Below are 22,420 nucleotides of genomic sequence, written 5' to 3'. Positions count from 1 at the left end.
GAGGAGGAGTACGGGCGATGGCGTCCGAGAAGAAACTGGAGTCCGGCACGAACCCGGCCGTCTCGCCGGCGCGCTTGTTCTTCGCCGACCAACTACGGCTGTTGTTCGCGACCGCCGGCGGCCCACCGCTCAAGAAAGTCGTATCCGAAGCTGCGGCACTCACCCGGTCGATGGGAGGAGACAAGCCTGCGTCGGTCCAGCGGCTGAGCGACTGGCGGTCCGGCAAGCGGGTACCGGCCACGTTCGAGTCGGTTCGGCCGGTCCTCACGGTCCTCATCCGGACCGCCGATTCGCTCCACGATGGCCCGCCGCCGACGGACGGGCTCTTCTCGCTGCGGAAGTGGGAGGCGTGGTGGCGGAATGCCAACGCAGTCACCTCCGCGCGTTCCGTCGGCGACAGTGCCGAACCGACCGTCCAGGAACTTCCCGCGGGCGCGCGGCCCTATCGAGGACTCGCGCCCTATCGGGAAATGGACGAGCGGTTGTTCTTCGGACGACGACCCAGCGTCCGCAGACTGGTCAGCACCGTGTTGGCGGCTCACGGCCAAGGCATGGTCGTGGTCACCGGAGCGTCGGGTGTCGGCAAGTCGTCATTGGTACAGGCGGGCCTGATTCCGGAACTGCGTGGTCGCAGCGGTGGAAGCGAGCACGAAACTCCTTTCGCGCCCGTTGTGTTCGCGCCCGGGGCGCACCCGCTCGCCGTGCTCGTCGCCGCGATTCCTGAAATAGGCGATTGCGTCGCGGCGCCCGACCACGAGCAGGTCGGCCAAGCTCTGCGCCGCGCCGCGGAGCGGGTGGGTGCCAAGCAACTACTCCTCGTCGTCGATCAGATCGAGGAACTCTTCACCCAGTGTGACGACGCCGAGGAGCGAGCACGGTTTCTGACGGTGCTCGACCACGCTGCGATCGAACTGCCTGGTCAGGAGCCGTCCGAGACGGCGTCTGTCGTCGCGACAATGCGGTCTGACTTCTACGCGCAGGCGCTCTCCTACCCCGTGCTCGCGTCCGCACTGGAACAGCGCAGCAAGACGGTCTCGCCGCTGCGCCACGAAGACGTCGTCGAGGTCATCACACAGCCCGCCCAGATGATCGGGCTCAAGCTCGAGGCCGGCCTGGTCGACCTGATCCTCAACGATCTCGGTGTGCTCGCCGCCGGCGAGGGGAGCAGCACCGTACTGCCCCTGGTTTCCCACCTTCTCGACACGATGTGGGAACGGCGGCACGGTGGCCAGCTGACCATCGCGGATTACCGCGCAACCGGTGGCGTGCGCGGCTCCATCGCGTCGGCCGCCGAACGTGCGTGGGAGCAACTCGGTCACCAGGAACGTGCTCTCGCCAGGTCGATCACGGTGCGCCTGGTGTATGTCACGAACACCGGCACCGACGTGAAGAACCGTCGTACGCTCGAACAGCTCGTCGCCTCCGAAGGCGACGACGCCGGCGTCGCACGCCGAGTGATCGATCACTTCGTCAACGCGAGGGTGCTCGTTGTCGACGGCGACAAGGTCGAGTTGATTCACGACGCGGTGATCGTCACTTGGCCCAGGCTCGCGAACTGGATACAGGAAGACCGCTCGTACTCGGCGCTGCGGCAACAGGTCGAGACCGATGCTCTCCACTGGGAGAACGCCAAGCGTAGTAACAGCCTGCTGTACCACCGCGGACGGCTCGACCTGCTCTCCGAGCACGCCGCCAGGCGGTCCGACACCATCGCACCCCCCGAGACCCTGCTGCGCGAGGTCGCGGCACCTCTGACGCCCGCGGCCTCCGACTTCCTCGACGCGTCCGTGCGTCAGGTTCGTCGGCAAGTGAGACTCGAGCGGACCGTTATGGCGGCTCTCACGTTCTCGACCATCATCGCGGTCGTGATGGGCGTCGCGGCGCTCGGGGCCAAGTCGCGTGCCGAGAACGAGCGCAGTACAGCGCAGTTCCAGCAGGTCGTGGCTCTGGCAGACGCCCTCCGCGAGAGCGACCCGACCACGTCCGCGCAGTTGTCGCTCGAGGCCTGGCAGATGCGCCCCGGAAGTAACGACGCGTTCTCCCGGCTGGTGGCCACCGAGAACACCCCGATCTCACGCGCCCTGGCCGGCCACACCGGGCCCATCTACGGGGTGGCTATCTCGCCGGACGGGCATCTGCTCGCGACTGCGAGCGACGACCGGACGGTGCGGTTGTGGGATTTCGCTGATCCCTCCGACCCCGTCCAGGTGGGCCCCGAGCTGGGCGGATCCGATCAGTACATGGCCTCGGTGTCGTTCAGCCCGGACGGCCGACTGCTAGCGGCGGGCAGCGGCGATGGGAAGGTCTGGATCTGGGACATCACCAGCCCTTCGGAACCGAGAGCGCTCGTCGACGGGGTTCGGGCCGCGCCCGGCGCGGTCCACAACGTGCGATTCAGCCCCGAGGGTCGATTGCTCGCGGTTCCCCACGATGACGGCTCCGTGACGCTGTTCGATACTTCCGCCCCCGCTATCGGCGAGCTGCCCACCTGGACGCTGCGGGGTCATTCCGGCGCGGTGCGGACGGTCTCGTTCCGGGGTGAGACGATCCTCGCGACTTCGAGTGACGACCGCACTATCCGGTTGTGGGACATCACCGATCCCGCGCGCCCGGTCCAGATCGGGCGTGAGCTGTCGGGCTTCGACGATGTCGTGCACTCGGTCGCGTTCAGTCCCGATGGTCGCAGCCTCGCCGCCAGCAGCGACGACGGACTGATCCGCATCTTCGACACCACCGACCTTGCCAAGGTCCGGCTGATCGGTGCACCTGTCTCGGCCCATACCGGCGGGATCTGGACCATCGCGTTCGCTCCTGACGGGACGACGCTCGCGAGTGCATCGTGGGACGGGACCGCGAAATTGTGGTCGGTGGATCGGGCGACGCGCGCGCTGCGCGAGATGAAGCCGGGCCTCACCGGAAACGGTGGCGGTGTGCCCGCGCTCGCGTTCTCCCCGGACGGGTCCACGATCGTGACCGGCGGCCAGGATTCGCTGGTCCGGATCTGGACACTGGCGCCCGGCACAGTCCCAGTGTCCGGTGCGGCCATGACGTTGCCCTCGATGAATCGGGACGGATCGCTGCTCGTGACTGCCGGGTACGACCCAGCGGTGAGACTGTGGTCGGTCGACAAGCGGGGCCAGGTGGAGCCGACCGGGACGATAAGGGTTCCGCGTCCGTTTGGCGGCGCGAACGTCGCGGTACTCTCTCCGAACGGCAGGATCCTCGCCACCACACAGACCTCGGGTGGGCACGTCCAGTTGTGGGACGTGCACGATCCGGGCCGACCGGTGCGGTTCGGGCCGCCCATCGCCACGGACACCCGTTTCACGTTCGAGATGGCGTTCAGCCCGGACGGCCGGACACTGGCGATCGGCGACGACGACTTCAGCGTCGCACTGTGGAACATCGAGGATCCCCGTGCGCCGGTCAAGATCGGGTCGAGCCTGACAGGTCCGGGCAATCTCGTGCGCACCGCACAGTTCAGCCCAGACGGTGACCTGCTCGTGGCGGCAAGCGCGGACGACAACGACATCCATGTATGGGATGTCACCGACCTGTCTTCCCCGACTCCGCGTCCGCTGCGGGGTGCCGGGCACGAGGGTGGCGTGAACGCGCTGGCATTCAGCCCCGACGGCTCGACACTGGTCACCGCGAGTGACGATCACACGCTGCTGCTGTGGGATCGCGGTGAGGACGGCGGGTTCACCCAACGTGCCGAACCCCTGCGCGGTCACACCGGCACCGTGTACAGCGTCGCGTTCAACGGCGACGGTTCGCTTGTCGTCAGCGGTGCTGTCGACGGCTCGGTCCGATTGTGGGACATCGCGGACGACAACGGCGAGCCAGTCGGCGGACCGCTGACGACGATCGGTAAGGGCCGCTGGCAGGTGGCGTTCCTGCCGCGGGTCGATCTGGTGGTCGCCGGTGGCGGTGACGGTGTGTTGCGTACGTGGCGACTCGACGCGGACTCCGTCACCACCCGGATCTGCACTGCTACGTCCGAACCGGAACCGGATCAGTCCGGGAGCATCGAGATGCCTGAGTTGGGGCGTGGTGTGTGCGTGGAGCCGTGAGTGTCACGATGCTCTTCGCTTTGTCGAGGCATTCCTGCCATTCGGCGTCGGGATCGGAATCGATCGTGATCCCGCCGCCGACGCCGAGTCCCACGTCGCCGTTCACGTCGAACTCGACCGTGCGGATCGCGACGTTGAGTTCGAGGCCCGCGACGGGGCTGTGCATTCCGACCGTGCCGCAATAGACGCCGCGCGGGTCCGGTTCCCAGACCGAGAGGAGTTGTCGAGCTGAGTGTTTGGGGCACCCGGTGACAGACGCCGGCGGGAAGGTGGCCCTCAGTAGCTCCCCGGTGTCGACCGAGTCGGGAACCGTCGCTGCCACGGTGGAGACCAGATGCCACACCCCCGGAGCTGGTTTGACCCGCAAGAGATCGGTCACGCGGACCGATCCCGGTTCGGCGACCCTTCCGAGATCGTTGCGGACGAGGTCGACGATCATCACGTTCTCGGCGACATCCTTGACCGAGTTGCGCAGCAGCGCGGGATCCGCGTCGAGGGGGAGGGTGCCCTTGATGGGGCTCGAGGTGACGGTCCGGCCGCGCCGCGAGAGGAAGAGTTCCGGTGACAGCGAGGCGACGGCGCCCCACCGACCCTGCACGAAAGCCGCACGGGCGGGCCGGGTCCGATCGACCGCTTCGGAAAAGAAGTCGACGGGTCGACCCGAACTCGAGCCGTGGAACCGTGCGCACACGCACGCCTGGTAGACGTCTCCGCGGGCGATACTGTCGAGGCAGTCCTCGACGCCTCGGCGGTGCGCATGCCGGTCAGGTTCGGTCCAGTCGATGTGCCACGGTGCAGGGGGAACCTCCGGGCGGAGCACCGCCCGAGCAACGTCGTCGGGGCACGGCTCGTCCAGAAGGCTCTCGAACCACCAACATCCCGACGAGTCCAGGCGCACGACGTGATCGGTCCAGCCGCCGGCCGCGGCCGGCAGTGCACCTCTCCGGTCGGGGTAGCCGAGGTAGCCGATCCATCCGCCGCCGACGAGTGGTCCGTCGGCTGACGAAGCTTCACGCGTGACGCGTGGCGGGAGGGCGAACGCGGTGTCGGGGTCGCATGGTTCCGCCCGGACACTGGGCGCGATGACGGCCGCAGTGTCGAACCATCGCCCGATCAGGCCGGCCGGCGGTGGAAGCTGCCGCGACCGAGCCCGCCGAGCCAGCGCCCGGAGCACGTCGGCGGCCCGACCACCGTCTCCGAGTCGCTCGATCCGCATTGGTCCAGCTTTCCATGGGCCGACGGTTCTGCCCGCACCGGTCCGCGGCGGCGACCCGGCACGCACCCCCGGTGCGGCAGTGCGTCATCGGGTGATCCGGCGTTCGCCTGCTGCCACCGAGGCGCGATCAGCGGCGGACTGACCGGCGAACCATCCGTCGGCGTCGACGCTTCGACTTACGGACGCTCTGGTGGCAGGGAACAACCGGTCGAACTCGGCGTCGACGGCCGCGGAGCGCATGGCCAACACCGGGAGCAGGTCGTCGATCCGCACATTCGCGTCCACGGCGGCTTCGGCGGTGGCGCGACTGTCGGTCTCCTTTAGTCGCTGACCGATACGCACCGCGAAACCGAATAGGAACGCCTTGCGAAATGCCCCTGTCCGGGACGTTCCCCGCTCGTCCGCGCCAGCCGCATGCATCGCCCGGGTCGCCTGGACCAGCAGCGACGTGAACAGCAGGTCGACCTGCTCGAGGTCGACTGGGCTGCCGACGACGGTCGCGATCGCGAACCTGTCGAACCACACCGTCCGTACCCGGTTCGCCTCGCCGATCGCCGTCAGTAGATGCACTTTCTCCCGTACGTACGGGTTGTCGAGATGGATGCGGTGGCTGCGCACCGCGAGGGATACCGGGTCGACGCCGTTGTTGTCGACGCTGTCGAGGAGCGCGGCGCTTATGGCGTATCGCGTCATGAGGTCCTGGGCCTTGGCCGTGAGTGTCTCTGCTTCCTCGACGAATTCGGTGGCCTCGGCCTTGGCCAGCAGTCGGCGGATCCTGCTCAGCGCTCTGTGGTCGGTGGCCTTTGCGTCGGGTGCGTGGTGTTGGACTCGCACGTCAGGCCACGCCGACGGGGGTTCGCACAGCCGGTTCAGGCGGGGGAACTCGAGCCAAAGCGCCGTCAGGTCGACCCACTCGCGCACCCCGATCTGCCAGTCGACCGCGTCCAGGGCCGTTGCGAAGTCGTCGGGCTCACAGCGCGCCGGCAGTCCCTCGGCGAACCGTGCCGCGTCGGGTTCTGCATCCGCGATCCGTGAGAGTTGCATACGCCAGTCCTGCGGCGCCAGCGCTTCTGTCTGCGATGCGCGTGCCTCGAACAGCAGCGCGGCGGCAGCAGTCGGGGCAGTTCTGGTTCCCAGCGCGCGACGGGTGACATGCATGATGTCGGCCGGCTGCCAGCCCCGCTCGTATGCGCCGGCGAGCGCGGTGATGAGTCCGGCCGCCGATCGGTGCCGTGGTGGTACGTCGGTGAGGCGATCCCCTGTTCGAAAGTATGTTCTATTTCTCCCCATGCGTGCGAGTGTGCACGGGTGGACCGACAACTTTCGGTGAATGATCACTCAGAGCCGCCCAGAGCCAGTCGGAGCGGCCAGTCGGAGCCGCCACTAGGTGCGGCCGCTCGGAGTGATCACTCGGGAGTCGACTCCTCGACGTAGCGGGGGAACACGCCGACTGGTTTGGGCAGCGCCGCGCCGGGCGCGATGCGCGTGCCGAGATCGGCGAAGGTGCGTGCGTCGGGCGCTTGACCGACCAGGTCGAGGAGTTTCTCGGCGGATCCGGGCATCACGGGCTGAACGAGGAGGCCGACGATGCGCACCACCTCGAGCGTCACGTACAGCACCGTCGCCATCCGGGCGGGGTCGGTCTTGCGCAGTACCCAGGGCTGTTGCTGCGAGAAGTACCGGTTGGTCTCTCCCAGTACCTGCCAGATGGCGTCCAACGCGAGGTGCAGTGCCTGCACGTCGATCTCGGCGCGGACCTTCTCTAGTAGCGCATCCGCCTGCGCCAGCAGTGCGCAGTCCTCGTCGGTGAGCTCGCCGGGTGTCGGGACCTGTGCGTCGCAGTTCTTCGCGACCATCGACAGTGAACGCTGCGCCAGATTGCCCAGCTCGTTCGCCAGGTCCGCGTTCATCCGGGTGACGATCGCCTCGTGGCTGTAGCTGCCGTCCTGGCCGTACGAGATCTCGCGCAGCAGGAAGAAACGGACCGCGTCGAGGCCGTACTGCTCCACCATCGCGAGTGGGTCGACGACGTTGCCGACCGACTTCGACATCTTCTCGCCCCTGTTGAACAGGAAGCCGTGGACGAAGACACGCTCCGGCAGCTCGATGCCCGCCGACATCAGGAACGCCGGCCAGTACACCGTGTGGAACCGGGTGATGTCCTTGCCGATGATGTGCAGGTTCGCCGGCCAGTACTTGCGGAACGTCTCCGAGTCGGTGTCCGGGAACCCGGTGCCCGTCAGATAGTTGGTGAGCGCATCGACCCACACGTACATGACGTGTTCCGGGTTTCCCGGTACCTGGACGCCCCAGTCGAACGTGGTACGCGAGATCGACAGATCTTTCAGTCCGCTCTTGACGAAACTGAGGATCTCGTTGCGGCGCGTGGCCGGCGCGATGAAGTCGGGGTTTTCCTCGTACAGCGCGAGGAGGCGATCCTGGTACTTGGACAGTCGGAACGTGTAGTTCGACTCCTCGGTCCACTCGACGGGTGTGCCGGTCTCGTTGGCTATACGCGAACCGTCGTCGAGGATCGTGGTCTCTTCCTCGGCATGGAAGGCCTCGTCGCGGACCGAGTACCAGCCGGAGTATGTGTCGAGGTAAATGTCGCCCGCCTCGACCATGCGCTCCCAGATCGCCCTGCTCGCCTCGAGATGATCGGCATCCGTCGTCCGGATGAACCGGTCGTACGAGATGTCGAGGGCCTGGTCCATCGCCTGGAACACGTCCGAGTTGCGCGCTGCGAGGTCGCGGACGTCGATGCCCTCCTTGGAGGCGGTCTGCTGCATCTTCAGCCCGTGCTCGTCGGTACCGGTCAGAAAGAACACGTCGTATCCGTCGAGGCGCTTGAAGCGCGCGATCGCGTCCGACGAGATGTACTCGTAGGCATGCCCGATGTGGGGGGCGCCGTTGGGGTACGCAATGGCGGTCGTCAGATAGAACGGGGGCCGGTCCGGTTGGGCAGGCGAGGAGGGCACGGCCGGCTGGGCAGGCGAGGAGGGCACGGCCGGCTGGGCAGGCGAGGAGGGCGCAGTCATGGTGCGCCTACTCTATCGACGTGCCTAAAGATCGTCCTGCCCCGGACCTGCCTGAGCCGCTCTTCCCACTCGTCGACGCCCACACCCACCTCGACGCGTGTGGTGCGACTGACGCCGCGACGGTGGCTGAGATCGTCGACCGCGCAGAGTCCGTCGGCGTCGAACGGGTTGTCACGGTGGCCGACGATCTGGCTGCCGCGCGGTTCGCCGTCGACGCGGCGAACTGGGACAGCCGAGTATTCGCGGCTGTCGCGCTCCACCCGACGCGGGCAAACGCACTCGACGACGCCACCAAAGCCGAGGTCGAGCGCCTCGCCGCGGACCCGCGGGTGGTGGCGGTCGGAGAGACCGGGCTGGATCTCTACTGGCCAGGCAAACTCGACGGTTGTGCCACACCGGAAGAGCAGGAAGATGGTTTCCGCTGGCACATCGACCTCGCGAAGCGTCTCGGAAAGCCGCTGATGCTCCACAACCGCGAGGCCGACGCCGACCTGCTGCGGGTCTTGAACGAGGAGGGCGCGCCCGAGACGGTGATCTTCCACTGCTTCTCGTCCGATGCGGCGATGGCGCGAGCCTGCGTCGAGGCCGGTTACGTGCTGAGCTTCTCCGGCACAGTCAGTTTCAAGAATGCGAAGGCGTTGCGGGAGGCCGCGCTTCTGGTCCCGTCGGATCAGTTGTTGGTCGAGACCGACGCGCCGTTCCTGACCCCTCATCCGTTCCGCGGGGCACCCAACCAGCCCTACTGCCTGCCGTATACGTTGCGGGCGCTGGCCGAGGGGCGTGGCGAGGATCCGGTCGAGCTGGCCAAGGAGTCGACAGCGACGGCCGAGCGGGTCTACCGGCTGCCGTCGCGCAGCTGACGCTCGGCCGCTCCGCCCATTTCTGACCGTTACACACGGGATCCCGCATCTGTGGATGAGGAGTGGGCACCCAGGCTGCCAGCAATACCGTGGCTATTTCGTGGCCGACAGGCGATGTGGTAGAGATCTTTGTGTAAGAAATGTGGCGGCCGACACGGGATAGTTGCCAGATCAACGCCATGTCGTTACCTTGCTGTTATCGAATTTGCTGTCGGCCCCAGGACTTCACGTGTCGCTCTTCGCCCGGATCAACACCGCAAGGTCTCCGCTTCTCTACGTTGTGGTCGCCGCAGTCTTCGCGACGCTGCTGGTCGGTGGTGGGCTGGTCGTGTCCCGACAGAAGACGATCACCCTGGACGTCGACGGCGAATACATCTCGCTCAGCACACTGCAGTCCGAGGTGGGTTCCGCCGTCGAAGCAGCGGGCTATCCGATCGGCGAGCGCGACGTGGTCGCTCCCAACGCCGACTCGATTCTGTCCGACGGCGACACCGTTGTCCTTCGGCGCGCCCGTGAGATCGCGCTGACGGTCGACGGCGAACCGCGCACGGCGTGGTCGACGGCGCTCACCGTCGACGACGCGATGCGCCAACTCAGCCTCGCCGGCGACGCCTACGTATCGGCATCACGCGGCCAGCGCATCCCGATCGAGGGTATCGCGCTCGACGTCGTCAACGCCAAGACCGTGAAGATCTCCGACGGCGGGGCCCCGTCCGTCGAGACACGGGCCGCCGCACCCACGGTCGGCGAGTTCCTCGCCGTCACCGACGCCTCGCTCGAGCAGGGCGACACGGTCGAGCCGGCTCACGACACCGAGCTCACGGACGGCCTCGACATCGTCGTGACCCGCAACCGCACTGAGACGCGCACGGAGACAGAGCCCGTCCCGGCGCCCGAGCATCGCGTCGACGACCCCGAGCTGACCGAGGGGCAGACCGCCGTGGAGAACCCCGGTGTTCCCGGCGAGCGCACCGTGACGATGACGGTCACGACCGTCAACGGTGTCGAGACGGATCGGCAGGAGCTATCGTCTTCGTTGGTCCGCGAGGCCATTCCGGCGGTCGTACGGGTAGGCACGAAGCCCCGGCCGTCGGCACCGTCCGTGTCGGACGGCTCGGTATGGGACCTGCTCGCCCAGTGTGAGGCGACAGGCAACTGGGCGATCAACACCGGCAACGGGTTCTTCGGTGGCCTCCAGTTCACCCAGAGCACCTGGGAAGGATTCGGCGGAACGCAGTACGCGGCGCGCGCGGATCAGGCGACACGAGAGCAGCAGATCGCTGTCGCCATGAAGGTGCAGGCAACCCAGGGATGGGGTGCTTGGCCGGCCTGTACGCGAAAGTTGGGTCTCCGGTAAGGAATTAACGATGTCGTCGCTGGCGAAGATCAACTCGAGCCGCTCGCCGCTGTTGTACAGCGTGGCGGCCGCGACGTTCGCAACCCTGACCGTCGGTAGCGGAATGGCTATCGCTCAACACAAGACCGTCACTGTCGACGTGGACGGCGAATTGATCACGTTGGGCACGATGTCGTCGAACGTCGGTGGCGCGATTTCGGCAGCCGGGTATTCACTCGGAGAGCGCGACCTCGTTGCTCCCGCATCGGATGCGGCCCTGCACGACGGAGACACCGTAGTCCTACGCCGCGGCCGCGAACTCGTGCTCACGGTGGACGGTCAGGAGCGCACCGTGTGGACCACGGCGATCACCGTCGATGAAGCACTCAACCAGTTCCACCTCGCCGCGGACGTGCACGTCTCCGCCTCCCGTTCGCAACGACTCCCGCTGGAGGGCGCGGATCTCGAGGTGCTGAATCCGCGCTCGGTGAACCTGGTCGACGGTGCCACCGACCCGAAGGTGATCCGGCTCGCGGCGCCGACGGTTGGCGACTTCCTCGCCGCACACGGCGCTCCGCTCGAGCAGGCGGACACCGTCGTTCCCCCTGCGGACACCCCGATCACCGACGGCATGACGATCGATGTGACCCGTTCCCGGGTCGAGACCGTGGTGCTCACCGAGCCGGTCGAGCCGCCGGAAGAGCGATTCGAGGATCCGACGATGAACATGAGCCGTTCGGTCGTCGAGGAACCGGGCGTTCCGGGCGTGGCAGAAGTCACATATGAGATCGCCACCGTCAACGGGGTCGAGACCGGTCGCCAATCGGTGGCGACCACGGTCACGACGCCGGCCCAACCCAGCATCGTGCGGGTCGGCGCCAAGCCGGGCACCGAGGTGCCGCCGGTGGAGAACGGCGAGACGTGGGACGCGCTCGCACAGTGCGAAGCTGGCGGGAACTGGTCGATCAACACCGGCAATGGCTACTACGGTGGGGTGCAGTTCAACCAGGGAACTTGGGAACGGCAGGGCGGACTGAAGTACGCGCCGCGTGCGGATCTCGCGACCCGCGAGGAGCAGATTGCGATCGCGACCCGCACGCAGCAGACGCAGGGCTGGGGTGCGTGGCCTTCGTGCAGCAGTCGGTTGGGCCTGCGCTGACCATTCGCTGCGTGCGTTAGGTTCGTCGGGTGTCAGACGCCGCACCGCCCCCTGCCTCACCGCGTGGACTTGCCGCACTGCTCGGTCCCGCCGAGGTTCGCACCCTCGCCGAGGAATTCGGGGTGCGCCCCACCAAGCAACTCGGCCAAAACTTCGTGCATGACGCCAACACTGTCCGCCGGATCGTCACGTCGGCCGGTGTCGGCCCGCAGGACACCGTGCTCGAGGTCGGCCCGGGTCTCGGCTCGCTGACACTGGCGTTGCTCGACGTCGTCGACAAGGTGGTTGCCGTCGAGATCGATCCCCGACTGGCGGCGCGCCTACCCGAGACCGTCGCCGATCGTGCGCCCGAACTGGCCGATCGGCTGAGCGTGGTCGGCGCCGATGCGATGCGGGTGATGCCCCAAGACGTTCCCGGCGAGCCCACCGCACTGGTCGCGAACTTGCCTTACAACGTCGCGGTGCCGGTGCTCCTGCATCTGTTCGCCGAGTTCCCCGGGGTGCGCACCGCGCTCGTGATGGTGCAGTCCGAGGTTGCGGACCGGCTCGCTGCAGCGCCGGGCAGCAAGGTGTACGGCGTGCCGAGCGTGAAGGCCAACTTCTTCGGCACGGTCAAGCGTGCCGGAGCCGTGGGACGGGCCGTGTTCTGGCCCGTGCCGCAGGTGGAGTCCGGTCTGGTCCGCATCGACCGCTACACCGAGGAGCCCTGGCCGTTGGACGCCGCACACCGGCGTCGGGTCTTCGAGGTCATCGACGCAGCGTTTGCGCAGCGTCGCAAGACACTTCGCGCTGCGCTCGCCGGGTGGGCGGGATCGCCCGCGGAGGCGGAGCGACGTCTGGTCGCCGCAAGTATCGAACCTTCCACGCGTGGTGAGAAGCTCGACGCTGCCGCCTTCGTGCGCTTGGCTGCGGCGGCGAAGGCCTCCTAGCCGGTCGACCTGCTGGGCCGCTCGACCTGCACGATTCGTGCCGAACGGTTTCCTTCTATCACAATGATGCGCGCGATCGCTGAGTGAACGATCGCCGGAGCCTGGTCTCCGCCGGAGTGGTTTGAGGGGAAGGTTTGACGAGCGGATGTGGACGTTACTGAAGAGATCGGCCGGTGCAGGCGCCATGGCGGCGACAACGATGCTGGCCGCGGCTTGCGGCGGATCCGCGGACGGCGCTGCGACGGCGGCAGACGCGGCCTCTGAGTCCTCCTCGCCGAGCACGTCGGAGTTGGCTGCCGGCCAGGAAGGCAGCGACCGCGGCGGCAGTGTCGACCTCGATGTCGAGATCGGTGACTGCGTTCGTCTGGGTGGGACCATGGACGATGCCACGATCGCCGAAGCTGCCTGCGGCAGTGTCGAGTCCAACTACAAGGTGGTGGCCAAGGCGAAGGAGACCGAGCAGTGCCCGTCGGACGTCGACCAGTGGTACTCCGAGAGCATTTTGGGTAACGAGCTCGGCGTCCTGTGTCTCGACGTCGATTGGGTGCTCGGCGAGTGCATGAGCGTTCCAGAAAGCGACAACGACGAACCGCAGCGTGTGGACTGCGGCGACCAGGACGCGAGTGATGTCTATCGGGTCGCAGAGATAGTCGAGGGTGCTACCGGCATCGAGCCGTGTTCGGAGGGAGGATTCATCTACGACGAACGACGGTTCACGGTGTGCCTCGAAACGGTTCGCGCGTAGCCGCGACCAGTGGGCAGGCCCGGAGGGGATCGAACGTCGCCCTCCGGGCCTTCGCTTATCGCTTGGCTCCCCGCAACCGCACCGAACGCCCCCCAGCCGCTCGACCTGGTAGCCCGCTCGACCTGCACGATTCGTGCCGAACGGTTTCCTTCTATCACAATGATGCGCGCGATCGCTGCGTGAACGATCGCCGGGGCTTGGTCTCCGCCGGAGTGGTTGAGGGGAAGGTTTGACGAGCAATGTGGACGTTAGTGAGACGATCGGTCGGTGCCGGCGCTGTGGCGGCGGCGACGATGCTGGCCGCGGCCTGCGGCGGATCCGCGGAGGGCACGGCGACGGCGGCAGACGCAGCGTCTGAGTCCTCCTCACCGAGCACGTCGGAATCGGCAATCGCGGGCCAGGAAGGCAGCGACCGTGGTGGCCGGGTCGACCTCGATGTCGAGATCGGTGACTGCGTGCGTCTGGGTGGAACCATGGATTCCGCAACGATCGCCGAAGCTGTCTGCGCCAGCGAGGGGTCCAACTACAAGGTGGTGGCCAAGGCGAAGGACTCCGAGCAGTGTCCGTCGGACGTCGACCAGATCTACTCCGAGAGCATGTTCGGCAGTGATGTCGGCGTCCTGTGTCTCGACGTCGATTGGGTCGAGGGCGGGTGCATGAGCCTGCCCGCCACCAACGACGACGATCCGCAGCGTGTGGACTGCGACGACCCGAACGCGTCCAGCGTCGAGCGGGTGACAGAGATCATCGAGGGTGTCTCCGATCCCACGGTGTGCCCGGAGGGAGGGTTCGTCTACGACGAACGCCTGTTCACGGTCTGTGCCGAAACGGTTCGCGCGTAGCAGCGGACAGCGGGAAGGCCCGGAGGGATAGCTCCCTCCGGGCCTTCGACTGTCGCGCGGTTTATGCGGACGGGCTGAATCGCCGCAGCCGCAGGCTGTTGCTGACGACGAACACGCTCGAGAACGCCATCGCCGCACCTGCGAGCATTGGGTTCAGCAGGCCTGCCGCCGCGAGCGGGATCGCCGCCACGTTGTAGGCGAAGGCCCAGAACAGATTGCCCTTGATCGTGCGAAGGGTTCTGCGGGACAACTCGATCGCGTCGGCGGCCGCCCGAAGGTCACCGCGGACCAGGGTGATGTCGGCGGCCTCGATCGCCACGTCGGTGCCGGTACCCATCGCCAGGCCCAGGTCGGCCTGCGCGAGTGCGGCCGCGTCGTTGACGCCGTCACCGACCATCGCGACCACCTTGCCGTCGGCCTGCAGTCCCTTGACCGCATCGACCTTGTCACCGGGCAACACCTCGGCGATGACGCTGTCGATCCCGACCTGTGCTGCGACAGTCCGGGCGACCACTTCGTTGTCGCCGGTCAGCAGCACCGGGGTCAGGCCCAGTGCCCTGAAGCGTCGCACCGCTTCGGCGCTGGTGTCCTTGATGGCGTCGGCGACCACGAACACCGCACGAGCTCTGCCGTCCCATCCGGCCGCGATCGCGGTCCGGCCCAGCTTCTCGGCCTCAAGCTTGGCGCGGGCGAGGTCGTCCGGCAGGTGCAGTGACCAGTCGGCCAGCAGCGCCTCCCGCCCGGCGACGACGGCGTGGCCGTCGACCACACCCTGCACACCCTTGCCCTCGACGTTGACGAAGTCCTCCACGGCGGGTAGCGGTCCGACGTTGTCGGTTGCGCCGGTGGCGACTGCCTGCGCGATCGGGTGCTCGGATGCGTTCTCGAGGGCGCCAACCAGTCGCAGTGCCTCGTCACGGTCGACGCCATCGGTGGTGATCACGTCAACGAGCGTCATCTTGCCGGTGGTGACGGTGCCTGTCTTGTCGAGCACGATGGTGTCGACGCCCCGCGTGGTCTCGAGCACCTCCGGACCCTTGATCAGCACACCCAGCTGGGCGCCGCGTCCAGTTCCGACAAGCAGCGCCGTCGGGGTTGCCAGACCCAATGCGCACGGGCACGCGATGATCAACACCGCGACCGCCGCGGTGAACGCCGCCTGGAGCGGGCTGCCGGTGGCGATCCAGTACACCAGCGCGCCAATCGAAATCACGATCACGATGGGTACGAACACCCCGGAGATCCGGTCGGCCAGACGCTGGACCTCGGCCTTGCCGTTCTGAGCGTCCTCGACGAGCGCGGCCATCTGGGCCAGCTGTGTGTCGCTGCCCACTCGACGTGCCTGAACGACCAGTCGTCCGCCGGCGTTGACGGTGGCGCCCACGACCTCGTCGCCCACGCCCACCTCGGCAGGCACCGATTCGCCGGTCAGCATGCTCATGTCGACCGCGGAGCTACCTTCGACGACGACGCCGTCGGTGGCGACCTTCTCCCCTGGGCGCACGACGAACAGGTCGCCCACTCGCAACTGGTCTGCGGGGATTCGTGATTCGACACCGCCGCGTAGAACCGAAACCTCCTTGGCTCCGAGTTCGAGCAGCGCGCGCAGCGCGGCGCCCGCGGTCCGCTTCGACTTGGCCTCGAAGTACCGTCCCGCGAGCACGAACGTGATGACGCCGGCAGCGACCTCGAGGTAGATGTTCGCGGAACCGTCCATCCGGTTGATGGTGAACTCGAACGCGTGCCTCAGGCCGGGGGTGCCGGCCGTGCCGAAGAACAGGGCGTACACCGACCACACGAATGCTGCGGACGTGCCCAGCGAGATGAGGGTGTCCATGGTCGCGGTGCGGTGGCGCAGGTTGGTCCACGCCGCGCGGTGGAACGGTAGACCGCCCCACACGATCACCGGTGCGGCCAGCGTCAGCGAGAGCCACTGCCAGTTCGTGAACTGCAGCGGGGGAATCATCGCCATCGCGATCACAGGAACCGACAGGACGGCGGAGACGATCAGGCGGGTCCGCAACGCCCCGAGTTCACGGTCTTGCGAGTCCTCGTCGGCGCCGGATTCGTCGGTGGCTGGGGGCGCCGGCAGAGTGGCGGTGTATCCGGCACTCTCGACGGTCGCGACCAGGTCGTCGGTGCTGACCGTGTCGTCGTACGCGACCTTCGCCTTCTCTGTGGCGTAGTTGACGGTTGCGGTGACACCGTCGAGCTTGTTCAGCTTCTTCTCGATCCGCGCCGCGCATGAGGCGCACGTCATTCCGCCGATCGAGAGCTCGATGGTGTCGCTACGACTGGCAGCGAGATCGCTGACAGGCATCAGAGTCCTCCTTACTGGCTATCGCCGGAGCCCGCGCCGAGGCTCGCGGGGAAGGCGATCGCGAGCTCCCTGGCGTGGGAGCTGGGCGCGATCGACCTTGGCATCGGTTTTCTCAGATCGGCTGGGCCGTGTAGCCCGCTTCCTTGACGGCGGCGGTGACCGCGGACTCGGGGAGCGGGGCAGCGGACGCGACGGTCAAGCGGCCCGACGGCAGGTCGACGGCCACGTCGGTGACGCCGGCGATAGCGCCGACCTCTTCCTTCACCGAGGCGACGCAGTGCCCGCAGGTCATGCCCGTGACGGTGTACTCGGCAGTGCTCATTCTGTTCTCCTTATTCGTTGGTACCACTACCCCGTGCAGGTATCAAAGTACCCCCCGGGGGTATGGCTTGGCAAGAGCTCGGAAGAGATGATCATCACGTCTCGGGAGACTTAGGCAGGTGCGCCGCGAGGGCCCGGACTCCGCTGTGGTTCACTTGTCCACGGTCGTAGTTTTTGTGTTTGTGTTAGTCCACGCTCGCAAATCCTGAAGTTGCGGGCGGACGGATCTCCACTGGGAGATTCGAGCAAGCCGCCGTGTGACACCGGCCCGGGGCCCCGACCGGGGTTCCCGAGTTCGCACTCGGACAAGGTGAGAAAGAAACATGGCAGAAGGCACCGTCAAGTGGTTCAACGCTGAGAAGGGCTTCGGCTTCATCGCGCCTGACGACGGCAGCGCCGACGTCTTCGTCCACTACTCGGCGATCCAGACCTCCGGCTTCCGCACCCTCGAGGAGAACCAGCGCGTGCGCTTCGAGATCGGCCAGGGGAACAAGGGCCCGCAGGCTACGGACGTCACCACTATCTGACATCCATCCGCATCTTGCGATGTGAACGGGGCGCTGCTCGCACGAGTAGTGCCCCGTTTCGCGTATCCGGGAGTCGTGTCCCGATTCGTCTCCTCGGCGGCGCCCGTCGGCGTTAGTGTTCGGCAACACCCGAAGAGAGGGAAGGAGTCGATGTGACGCCCGAAGAACTCAGCGATCGCGCCGAGATCGGTGACGTGCTGCTCCGCTACTTCCGGGGCGTTGACCGGCGGGACTGGGCGCTGGTTCGACGCTGCTTCCACGACGACGCGCAGAACAACTATGCGCCGTTCTATCAGGGTGATGTCGACAACTTCATGCAGTTCCTGGCCGACCCGGCAGGCTTCGGATTGTTCGACCGCACTTTCCACTTTGCCGGGAATCAGCTGATCGAGCTGGCCGGGGACACGGCCGATACCGAGACCTACGCGATGGCGCAGCACACCAACGCGGCCGATGCGGGCAACCCGAACCGCGGCTTCCTCACCGTCTGGCTGCGATACCTCGACCGGTTCGAGCGTCGCGACGGGCGGTGGGCGATAGCCGACCGGCGGCTCGAGGTCGAGTGGATCCGCAACGACGTCGGCGGACACTGGCTGGACGTCCCGGGCCGGACCCCGTCGTAGCGCACTAGGTGGTGGTGTGGCCGGTGAGGCGCGTACTCGGCGCCTCACGTCGAGCGCCTATTGTTGGAACTCGTGCTCTCCGTTGTTCCACGTTCCGTCACCGCGCGGGCGCCGTCCAAGGTCAACCTCCACTTGGCCGTCGGTGACCTGCGTGAGGACGGCTACCACGAACTGACAACGGTCTTCCAGGCGCTCTCGCTCACCGACGACGTGTCCGTCTTCCCCGCTGAGACACTTGCGGTGAGAGTGCGCGGGGAGGGGGCCGACTCGGTGCCCACGGATCACACCAATCTGGTCTGGAAGGCCGCCGAGATGCTCGCCGCTGAAGCCGGCATCGAACCCGACGTCGAGATCTCGATCGTCAAGGGAATCCCGGTCGCCGGCGGCATGGCCGGCGGCAGCGCCGATGCCGCGGCCGCGCTGGTGGCGCTGAACGATCTGTGGGGGCTGGGTTTGGACCGGCCCGCCCTCGACCGGTTCGCGGCACGGCTCGGCAGCGACGTCACCTTCAGCCTGCACGGCGGCACCGCCGTCGGCACCGGGCGCGGGGAGAAACTGCTGCCCGTCCTGTCTCGCAGTACCTTCCACTGGGCGCTTGCCCTGGCCAAGGGGGGACTGTCGACGCCCACGGTGTTCCGGGAACTCGACCAGCTGCGGGCCGAAGGCCACCCGCCGCGCGTCGGCGACGCCGCGGACCTGATGCATGCCCTCGCGTCCGGCGACGCCACCGCGCTGGCGCCGCTGCTCGGCAACGACCTCCAACCGGCGGCGCTCTCGCTGGCCCCGGAACTGCGGCGCACGCTCCGGGCCGGTGTGACCGCCGGCGCGTTGGCCGGCGTCGTGTCGGGCTCCGGCCCGACGTGCGCGTTCCTGTGCGCCGACGCGGAGTCCGCGGTGACGGTGGGGGCGGAACTCTCGGGTGCGGGAGTGTGCCGCACCGTACGCGTCGCGAGTGGGCCCGTGTCGGGAGCGCGCGTGATCGATCCCGAGCGGGAAGGCAGCCACTGATGGCGAATTTGATCAATCTCGAGCAGGTTTCGAAATCCTTCGGCATCAAGCCGCTGCTCGATTCCGTCTCGCTCGGCGTGCAGGAGGGTGAACGCATCGGAGTCGTCGGACTCAACGGCGGCGGCAAGACCACGATGCTCGAGGTGCTGGCGGGGATCGAGGAACCTGACTCGGGCCGGGTCAGCCGTGTCGGCGGGCTGCGCATGGCGGTGGTCACCCAGCGTGGCGTGCTGCCATCGGGTTCGACGGTCGGCGAGGTGGTTCTCGGCCCGCTCGGTGTCGCGGACCACGAGTGGGCAGGCGACGCCCGCATCCGCGGCATTCTCGGGGGTATCGGGATCGACAACCTCGGCCTCGACGCCAACGTCGACGAGCTCTCCGGCGGGGAGCGTCGCCGCGTAGCGCTGGCCGCCGCACTCGTCCAGGATCTGGATCTACTGGTGCTCGACGAGCCCACCAACCACCTCGATGTCGAGGGCGTGCAGTGGCTGGCCGAACACCTCGTGTCGCGACGGTCCGCCCTCGTCGTCGTCACTCACGACCGCTGGTTCCTCGACACCGTCGCCACCCGCACGTGGGAGGTGGTGCACGGCAGTGTCGAGAGCTACGACGGCGGCTACAACGATTGGATCTTCGCGCGTGCCGAGCGGGCCCGCCAGGCCGACGCGGCGGAGGAGCGCCGCCGGAACCTCGCGCGCAAGGAACTCGCGTGGCTGCGCCGCGGGCCGCAGGCCCGCACCTCCAAGCCGAGATACCGGGTCGAGGCGGCCGAGGCGCTCATCGCCGACGTCCCGCCGCCACGTGACTCGATAGCCCTCTCGTCGTTCGCCAAGCGCCGGCTGGGGCGTGTAGTCGTCGAACTCGAGAACGTGCAGCTCGTCACGCCTGACGGTCGGGAGTTGGTCCGCGACCTGACGTGGCGCCTCGCGCCCGGTGAACGCGTCGGTCTGGTCGGGGTGAACGGCTCCGGCAAAACGACGCTGCTCCGCACCCTGGCGGGGGAGTTGATGCCGGCGGAGGGTAAACGTGTTCAGGGCCAGACCGTCAAGATCGGATGGCTCCGCCAAGAACTCGACGATCTACCGACGGACATGCGGGTGCTCGAGGCTGTCAGGGACGTTGCCGAGAGGATCACTCTCGGTGACAAGGACATCTCGGCCGGCCAGCTCGCTGAACGGCTGGGATTCTCACCGGCGCGTCAGCGGACGCCGGTCGCTGACCTGTCCGGTGGCGAACGTCGTCGGCTGCAGTTGACGCGGATGCTGATGAGCGAACCGAACGTGCTCTTGCTCGACGAGCCGACCAATGACCTCGACATCGACACACTGCAGCAACTCGAGGATCTGCTCGATGGTTGGGCCGGCACGCTGGTAGTGATTTCCCACGACCGCTACCTCATCGAACGGATCTGTGACTCCACCTGGGCGCTGTTCGGAGATGGCAAGCTCACCAACCTTCCCGGCGGCATCGAGGAATACCTCAGCAAACGCGCGATTCTCGCCGAAAGGGCACAGGCGACGGCTCCTTCGGTGGCGTCGAACGCCGGGACGGCCGCGCCGAAGTCAGCTCCGAACGGGGCCGCCGACCGGGCGGCCCGCAAGGAACTCGCGCGGCTCGAACGAGTGGTGTCCAAGCTCGCCGACCGGGAGGAACAGTTGCACGCGCAACTGGCAGAGGCCGCGACAGATCCGGAGAAACTGATGGCCCTCGACGTCGAACTCAAACAGATCGTGGCCGAGAAGGAGGCTGCTGAGGAGCAGTGGATGGAACTCGCCTCCGAACTCGAGTGATCACCCGAGTCGCTGCTGTCCCAGATGCGTACTGGTGTCGCTGCACGGCAACGATAGTGCCGCTACACACCCCAAGAAGCTACGAGGCCGGTTAGCCTGCACTTGTACCGTATACACGGGGTGGAGGGCGGGCACTGTGGATCTGGAGGCGATTGCCGAGATCACTCGGCTCAAGTACCGGTATGTGCGTGCCCTCGACACGAAGTCGTGGGCGGAGTTCGCCGACACGCTCATGCCGGACGCGACGGCAACCTACGCCGAGCATCTGCGATTCGACTCGCGGGATGGATTCGTGTCGTTTATGCAGGACACGCTCGGTCCGCACGTCATCACCGAACACCACTGTGGGCATCCGGAGATAGACGTGCACGGCGACACCGCGACGGGCATTTGGTACCTCTCCGACACGGTTGTGGTGCCCGGTGACCAGTTGATGATGCATGGCGCGGCGTTCTACCAGGACCGCTATGCGAAGGACGCGGCGGGACGGTGGAAGATCGCGCACACGGAGTACGAGCGGACCTACGAGTCGGTGTACTCGCTGGCGGACCTGCCCAGCTTCCGGCTCACCTCCAACCGGTGGGCTCTGATCGGGTCGCCGCAGTCGGGGTCCAAGATCGCGCCGTGACTGATTTTCCGGCATCGGGGGCCCTGCCGTACCTGACAGTCCGCGGGGCGAGGGAAGCCATCGAATGGTATGGCAAGACATTCGGGGCCGAACTGGACGGGGAGCCATTCGTCCTGGAAGACGGTCAAATCGGGCACGCCGAGCTGCGGCTGCAGGCCGGGATGATCTACCTGGCCGAGGAGTTCCCGGGAATGGGGTTGACGGCGCCCGGGGCCGGTGCGACGTCGGTGACTCTGGTGCTGCCCCGCTGGATATTGTCGGGTCCGACGGCGGAGGCACCCGACCGATAGGGTCGCCCGGTGACCGTTCCATCGCGCGCCTCGTTCCCGGACACCCGCAGCTGGATCCGCGCCTTCCCAGGGGCGCGAGCGTCGCCGCCGAGCACCGGCCTGCCGATGCCGGGCGATTCGGAACTGCCCGCCGACCCGGTCGCGCTGTTCCTGTCGTGGCTCGAGGAGGCGACCGCCGCCGGGGTCGTCGAACCCCACGTCGCAACGCTCTCGACTGTCGACGCCGCCGGGGTTCCCGATGCCCGCACGCTGTTACTCAAGGACGTCACCGCCCGAGGGTGGTGGTTCTCGACGGATCTACGCTCGCCCAAGGCGCGGCAACTCCTCGCGAGCCCGGCTGCGGCGCTGACGTTCTACTGGCGCGAACACGGTCGTCAGGTGCGGGTGCGCGGCACAGTCGAACGCGGCGACGCCGACGTGAGCGCGCGGGACTTCCGGGACCGGTCGGTCACGGCCCGCGCGGTCGCCGCGGCGAGTAGGCAGAGCGAGATCCTCGCCGACGTCGCCGAGTACGACGATGCGGTCGGGGCGGCAGTGGCAGAAGTGGAGGCCGATCCGTCATCGGTTTCGGGTACCTGGCAGGCTTGGTGCCTGGTTCCGGACACGGTCGAGTTCTGGCATGCCGATCCGGACCGGCGGCACCTGCGTGTTCTCTACCGGCGCACCCCACAGGGTGAAGGCGTCCGGTGGCGCCCCGACGCGTTGTGGCCGTGAA

The 22,420-nt window shown here is 67.3% G+C and carries 18 protein-coding genes and 1 pseudogene; 14 read left to right on the top strand and 5 right to left on the bottom strand.

What is annotated here, in order from left to right:
• The first annotated feature begins 17 nt into the window (after positions 1-17).
• The gene (locus EF834_RS02355) at positions 18-4,073 is read left to right on the top strand and encodes an NACHT and WD repeat domain-containing protein (RefSeq protein ID WP_127945396.1); all 4,056 of its coding nucleotides are present in this window, start codon (positions 18-20) and stop codon (positions 4,071-4,073) included.
• Here the strand turns inward: EF834_RS02355 and EF834_RS02350 are convergent.
• The 3 genes from EF834_RS02350 to metG form a co-directional block, all read right to left on the bottom strand.
• Positions 3,994-5,289, bottom strand: coding sequence for an aminodeoxychorismate synthase component I (locus tag EF834_RS02350; RefSeq protein WP_127945394.1), 1,296 nt, complete (start codon positions 5,287-5,289; stop codon positions 3,994-3,996). The two genes, EF834_RS02355 and EF834_RS02350, sit on opposite strands and share 80 nt — an antisense overlap.
• 84 nt (positions 5,290-5,373) lie before the next feature.
• Positions 5,374-6,579 carry a DUF2786 domain-containing protein gene (locus EF834_RS02345; protein ID WP_127945392.1) on the bottom strand — a complete coding sequence of 402 codons (1,206 nt, stop codon included), beginning with the start codon at positions 6,577-6,579 and terminating at the stop codon, positions 5,374-5,376.
• 116 nt (positions 6,580-6,695) lie between these two features.
• On the bottom strand, positions 6,696-8,327 hold the full coding sequence (gene metG, locus EF834_RS02340) for a methionine--tRNA ligase (RefSeq protein ID WP_235870961.1): 1,632 nt from the start codon (positions 8,325-8,327) through the stop codon (positions 6,696-6,698).
• A 20-nt stretch (positions 8,328-8,347) separates the two neighbouring features.
• Here metG and EF834_RS02335 point away from each other — a divergent pair, with 20 nt between their 5' ends.
• From EF834_RS02335 to lppU (EF834_RS02310), 6 genes are all read left to right on the top strand, one after another.
• Entirely contained in the window at positions 8,348-9,187 is an 840-nt protein-coding gene (locus tag EF834_RS02335) for a TatD family hydrolase (RefSeq protein WP_127945389.1), read from the top strand.
• Positions 9,188-9,416: 229 nt separating this feature from the next.
• Positions 9,417-10,544, top strand: coding sequence for a resuscitation-promoting factor (locus EF834_RS02330; protein ID WP_127945387.1), 1,128 nt, complete (start codon positions 9,417-9,419; stop codon positions 10,542-10,544).
• A 10-nt stretch (positions 10,545-10,554) separates the two neighbouring features.
• Positions 10,555-11,682 (top strand): resuscitation-promoting factor, encoded by a 1,128-nt coding sequence (locus EF834_RS02325; protein WP_127945385.1) that lies wholly within the window; start codon positions 10,555-10,557, stop codon positions 11,680-11,682.
• 29 nt (positions 11,683-11,711) lie between these two features.
• The gene (gene rsmA / locus EF834_RS02320; RefSeq protein WP_127945383.1) at positions 11,712-12,611 is read left to right on the top strand and encodes a 16S rRNA (adenine(1518)-N(6)/adenine(1519)-N(6))-dimethyltransferase RsmA; all 900 of its coding nucleotides are present in this window, start codon (positions 11,712-11,714) and stop codon (positions 12,609-12,611) included.
• Between the two features lie 184 nt (positions 12,612-12,795).
• Positions 12,796-13,356 (top strand): LppU family putative lipoprotein, encoded by a 561-nt coding sequence (gene lppU / locus EF834_RS02315; protein WP_235870960.1) that lies wholly within the window; start codon positions 12,796-12,798, stop codon positions 13,354-13,356.
• 251 nt (positions 13,357-13,607) lie between these two features.
• Positions 13,608-14,198 carry an LppU family putative lipoprotein gene (gene lppU / locus EF834_RS02310; RefSeq protein WP_235870959.1) on the top strand — a complete coding sequence of 197 codons (591 nt, stop codon included), beginning with the start codon at positions 13,608-13,610 and terminating at the stop codon, positions 14,196-14,198.
• A gap of 61 nt (positions 14,199-14,259) precedes the next feature.
• On the opposite strand, the gene EF834_RS02305 is transcribed toward lppU (EF834_RS02310), so the two are convergent.
• Entirely contained in the window at positions 14,260-16,518 is a 2,259-nt protein-coding gene (locus EF834_RS02305) for a heavy metal translocating P-type ATPase (RefSeq protein WP_127945379.1), read from the bottom strand.
• 112 nt (positions 16,519-16,630) lie between these two features.
• The gene (locus EF834_RS02300; RefSeq protein WP_127945377.1) at positions 16,631-16,840 is read right to left on the bottom strand and encodes a heavy-metal-associated domain-containing protein; all 210 of its coding nucleotides are present in this window, start codon (positions 16,838-16,840) and stop codon (positions 16,631-16,633) included.
• Between the two features lie 322 nt (positions 16,841-17,162).
• Here EF834_RS02300 and cspE point away from each other — a divergent pair, with 322 nt between their 5' ends.
• From cspE to EF834_RS02265, 7 genes and pseudogenes are all read left to right on the top strand, one after another.
• Positions 17,163-17,366, top strand: coding sequence for a transcription antiterminator/RNA stability regulator CspE (cspE, locus tag EF834_RS02295; RefSeq protein WP_127945375.1), 204 nt, complete (start codon positions 17,163-17,165; stop codon positions 17,364-17,366).
• 152 nt (positions 17,367-17,518) lie between these two features.
• The gene (locus EF834_RS02290) at positions 17,519-17,989 is read left to right on the top strand and encodes a nuclear transport factor 2 family protein (protein ID WP_127945373.1); all 471 of its coding nucleotides are present in this window, start codon (positions 17,519-17,521) and stop codon (positions 17,987-17,989) included.
• Between the two features lie 72 nt (positions 17,990-18,061).
• Complete coding sequence (locus EF834_RS02285) at positions 18,062-18,997, top strand: 4-(cytidine 5'-diphospho)-2-C-methyl-D-erythritol kinase (protein WP_127945371.1); 936 nt, start codon at positions 18,062-18,064, stop codon at positions 18,995-18,997.
• Positions 18,997-20,787: an ABC-F family ATP-binding cassette domain-containing protein gene (locus tag EF834_RS02280; RefSeq protein ID WP_127945369.1), complete on the top strand. Its 1,791-nt coding sequence runs from the start codon at positions 18,997-18,999 to the stop codon at positions 20,785-20,787. The genes EF834_RS02285 and EF834_RS02280 overlap by 1 nt, the downstream gene beginning before the upstream one ends.
• A 136-nt stretch (positions 20,788-20,923) precedes the next feature.
• Positions 20,924-21,415, top strand: coding sequence for a nuclear transport factor 2 family protein (locus EF834_RS02275; protein ID WP_127945367.1), 492 nt, complete (start codon positions 20,924-20,926; stop codon positions 21,413-21,415).
• Positions 21,412-21,657 (top strand): annotated as a pseudogene (locus EF834_RS02270) (VOC family protein); the annotation flags it as partial. The gene EF834_RS02275 and the pseudogene EF834_RS02270, both read left to right, overlap by 4 nt.
• 57 nt (positions 21,658-21,714) lie before the next feature.
• Positions 21,715-22,419 (top strand): pyridoxine/pyridoxamine 5'-phosphate oxidase, encoded by a 705-nt coding sequence (locus EF834_RS02265; RefSeq protein ID WP_127945365.1) that lies wholly within the window; start codon positions 21,715-21,717, stop codon positions 22,417-22,419.
• Position 22,420: the final 1 nt, after the last annotated feature.

It is taken from the genome of Rhodococcus spongiicola (assembly GCF_004011835.1).
In the GTDB taxonomy this organism is placed as follows: Bacteria; Actinomycetota; Actinomycetes; order Mycobacteriales; family Mycobacteriaceae; genus Prescottella; species Prescottella spongiicola.
This window is presented reverse-complemented; position numbering and strand designations above follow the sequence as displayed.

Bases quoted from the DNA above. Each gene is read 5' to 3' on its own strand.
- EF834_RS02280 (WP_127945369.1), top strand. From the start codon at position 18,997: ATGGCGAATTTGATCAATCTCGAGCAGGTTTCGAAATCCTTCGGCATC.
- EF834_RS02350 (WP_127945394.1), bottom strand. From the start codon at position 5,289: ATGCGGATCGAGCGACTCGGAGACGGTGGTCGGGCCGCCGACGTGCTC.
- EF834_RS02305 (WP_127945379.1), bottom strand. From the start codon at position 16,518: ATGCCTGTCAGCGATCTCGCTGCCAGTCGTAGCGACACCATCGAGCTC.
- EF834_RS02300 (WP_127945377.1), bottom strand. From the start codon at position 16,840: ATGAGCACTGCCGAGTACACCGTCACGGGCATGACCTGCGGGCACTGC.
- EF834_RS02325 (WP_127945385.1), top strand. From the start codon at position 10,555: ATGTCGTCGCTGGCGAAGATCAACTCGAGCCGCTCGCCGCTGTTGTAC.
- metG (WP_235870961.1), bottom strand. From the start codon at position 8,327: ATGACTGCGCCCTCCTCGCCTGCCCAGCCGGCCGTGCCCTCCTCGCCT.
- lppU (WP_235870960.1), top strand. From the start codon at position 12,796: ATGGCGGCGACAACGATGCTGGCCGCGGCTTGCGGCGGATCCGCGGAC.
- EF834_RS02355 (WP_127945396.1), top strand. From the start codon at position 18: ATGGCGTCCGAGAAGAAACTGGAGTCCGGCACGAACCCGGCCGTCTCG.
- cspE (WP_127945375.1), top strand. From the start codon at position 17,163: ATGGCAGAAGGCACCGTCAAGTGGTTCAACGCTGAGAAGGGCTTCGGC.
- EF834_RS02345 (WP_127945392.1), bottom strand. From the start codon at position 6,579: ATGGGGAGAAATAGAACATACTTTCGAACAGGGGATCGCCTCACCGAC.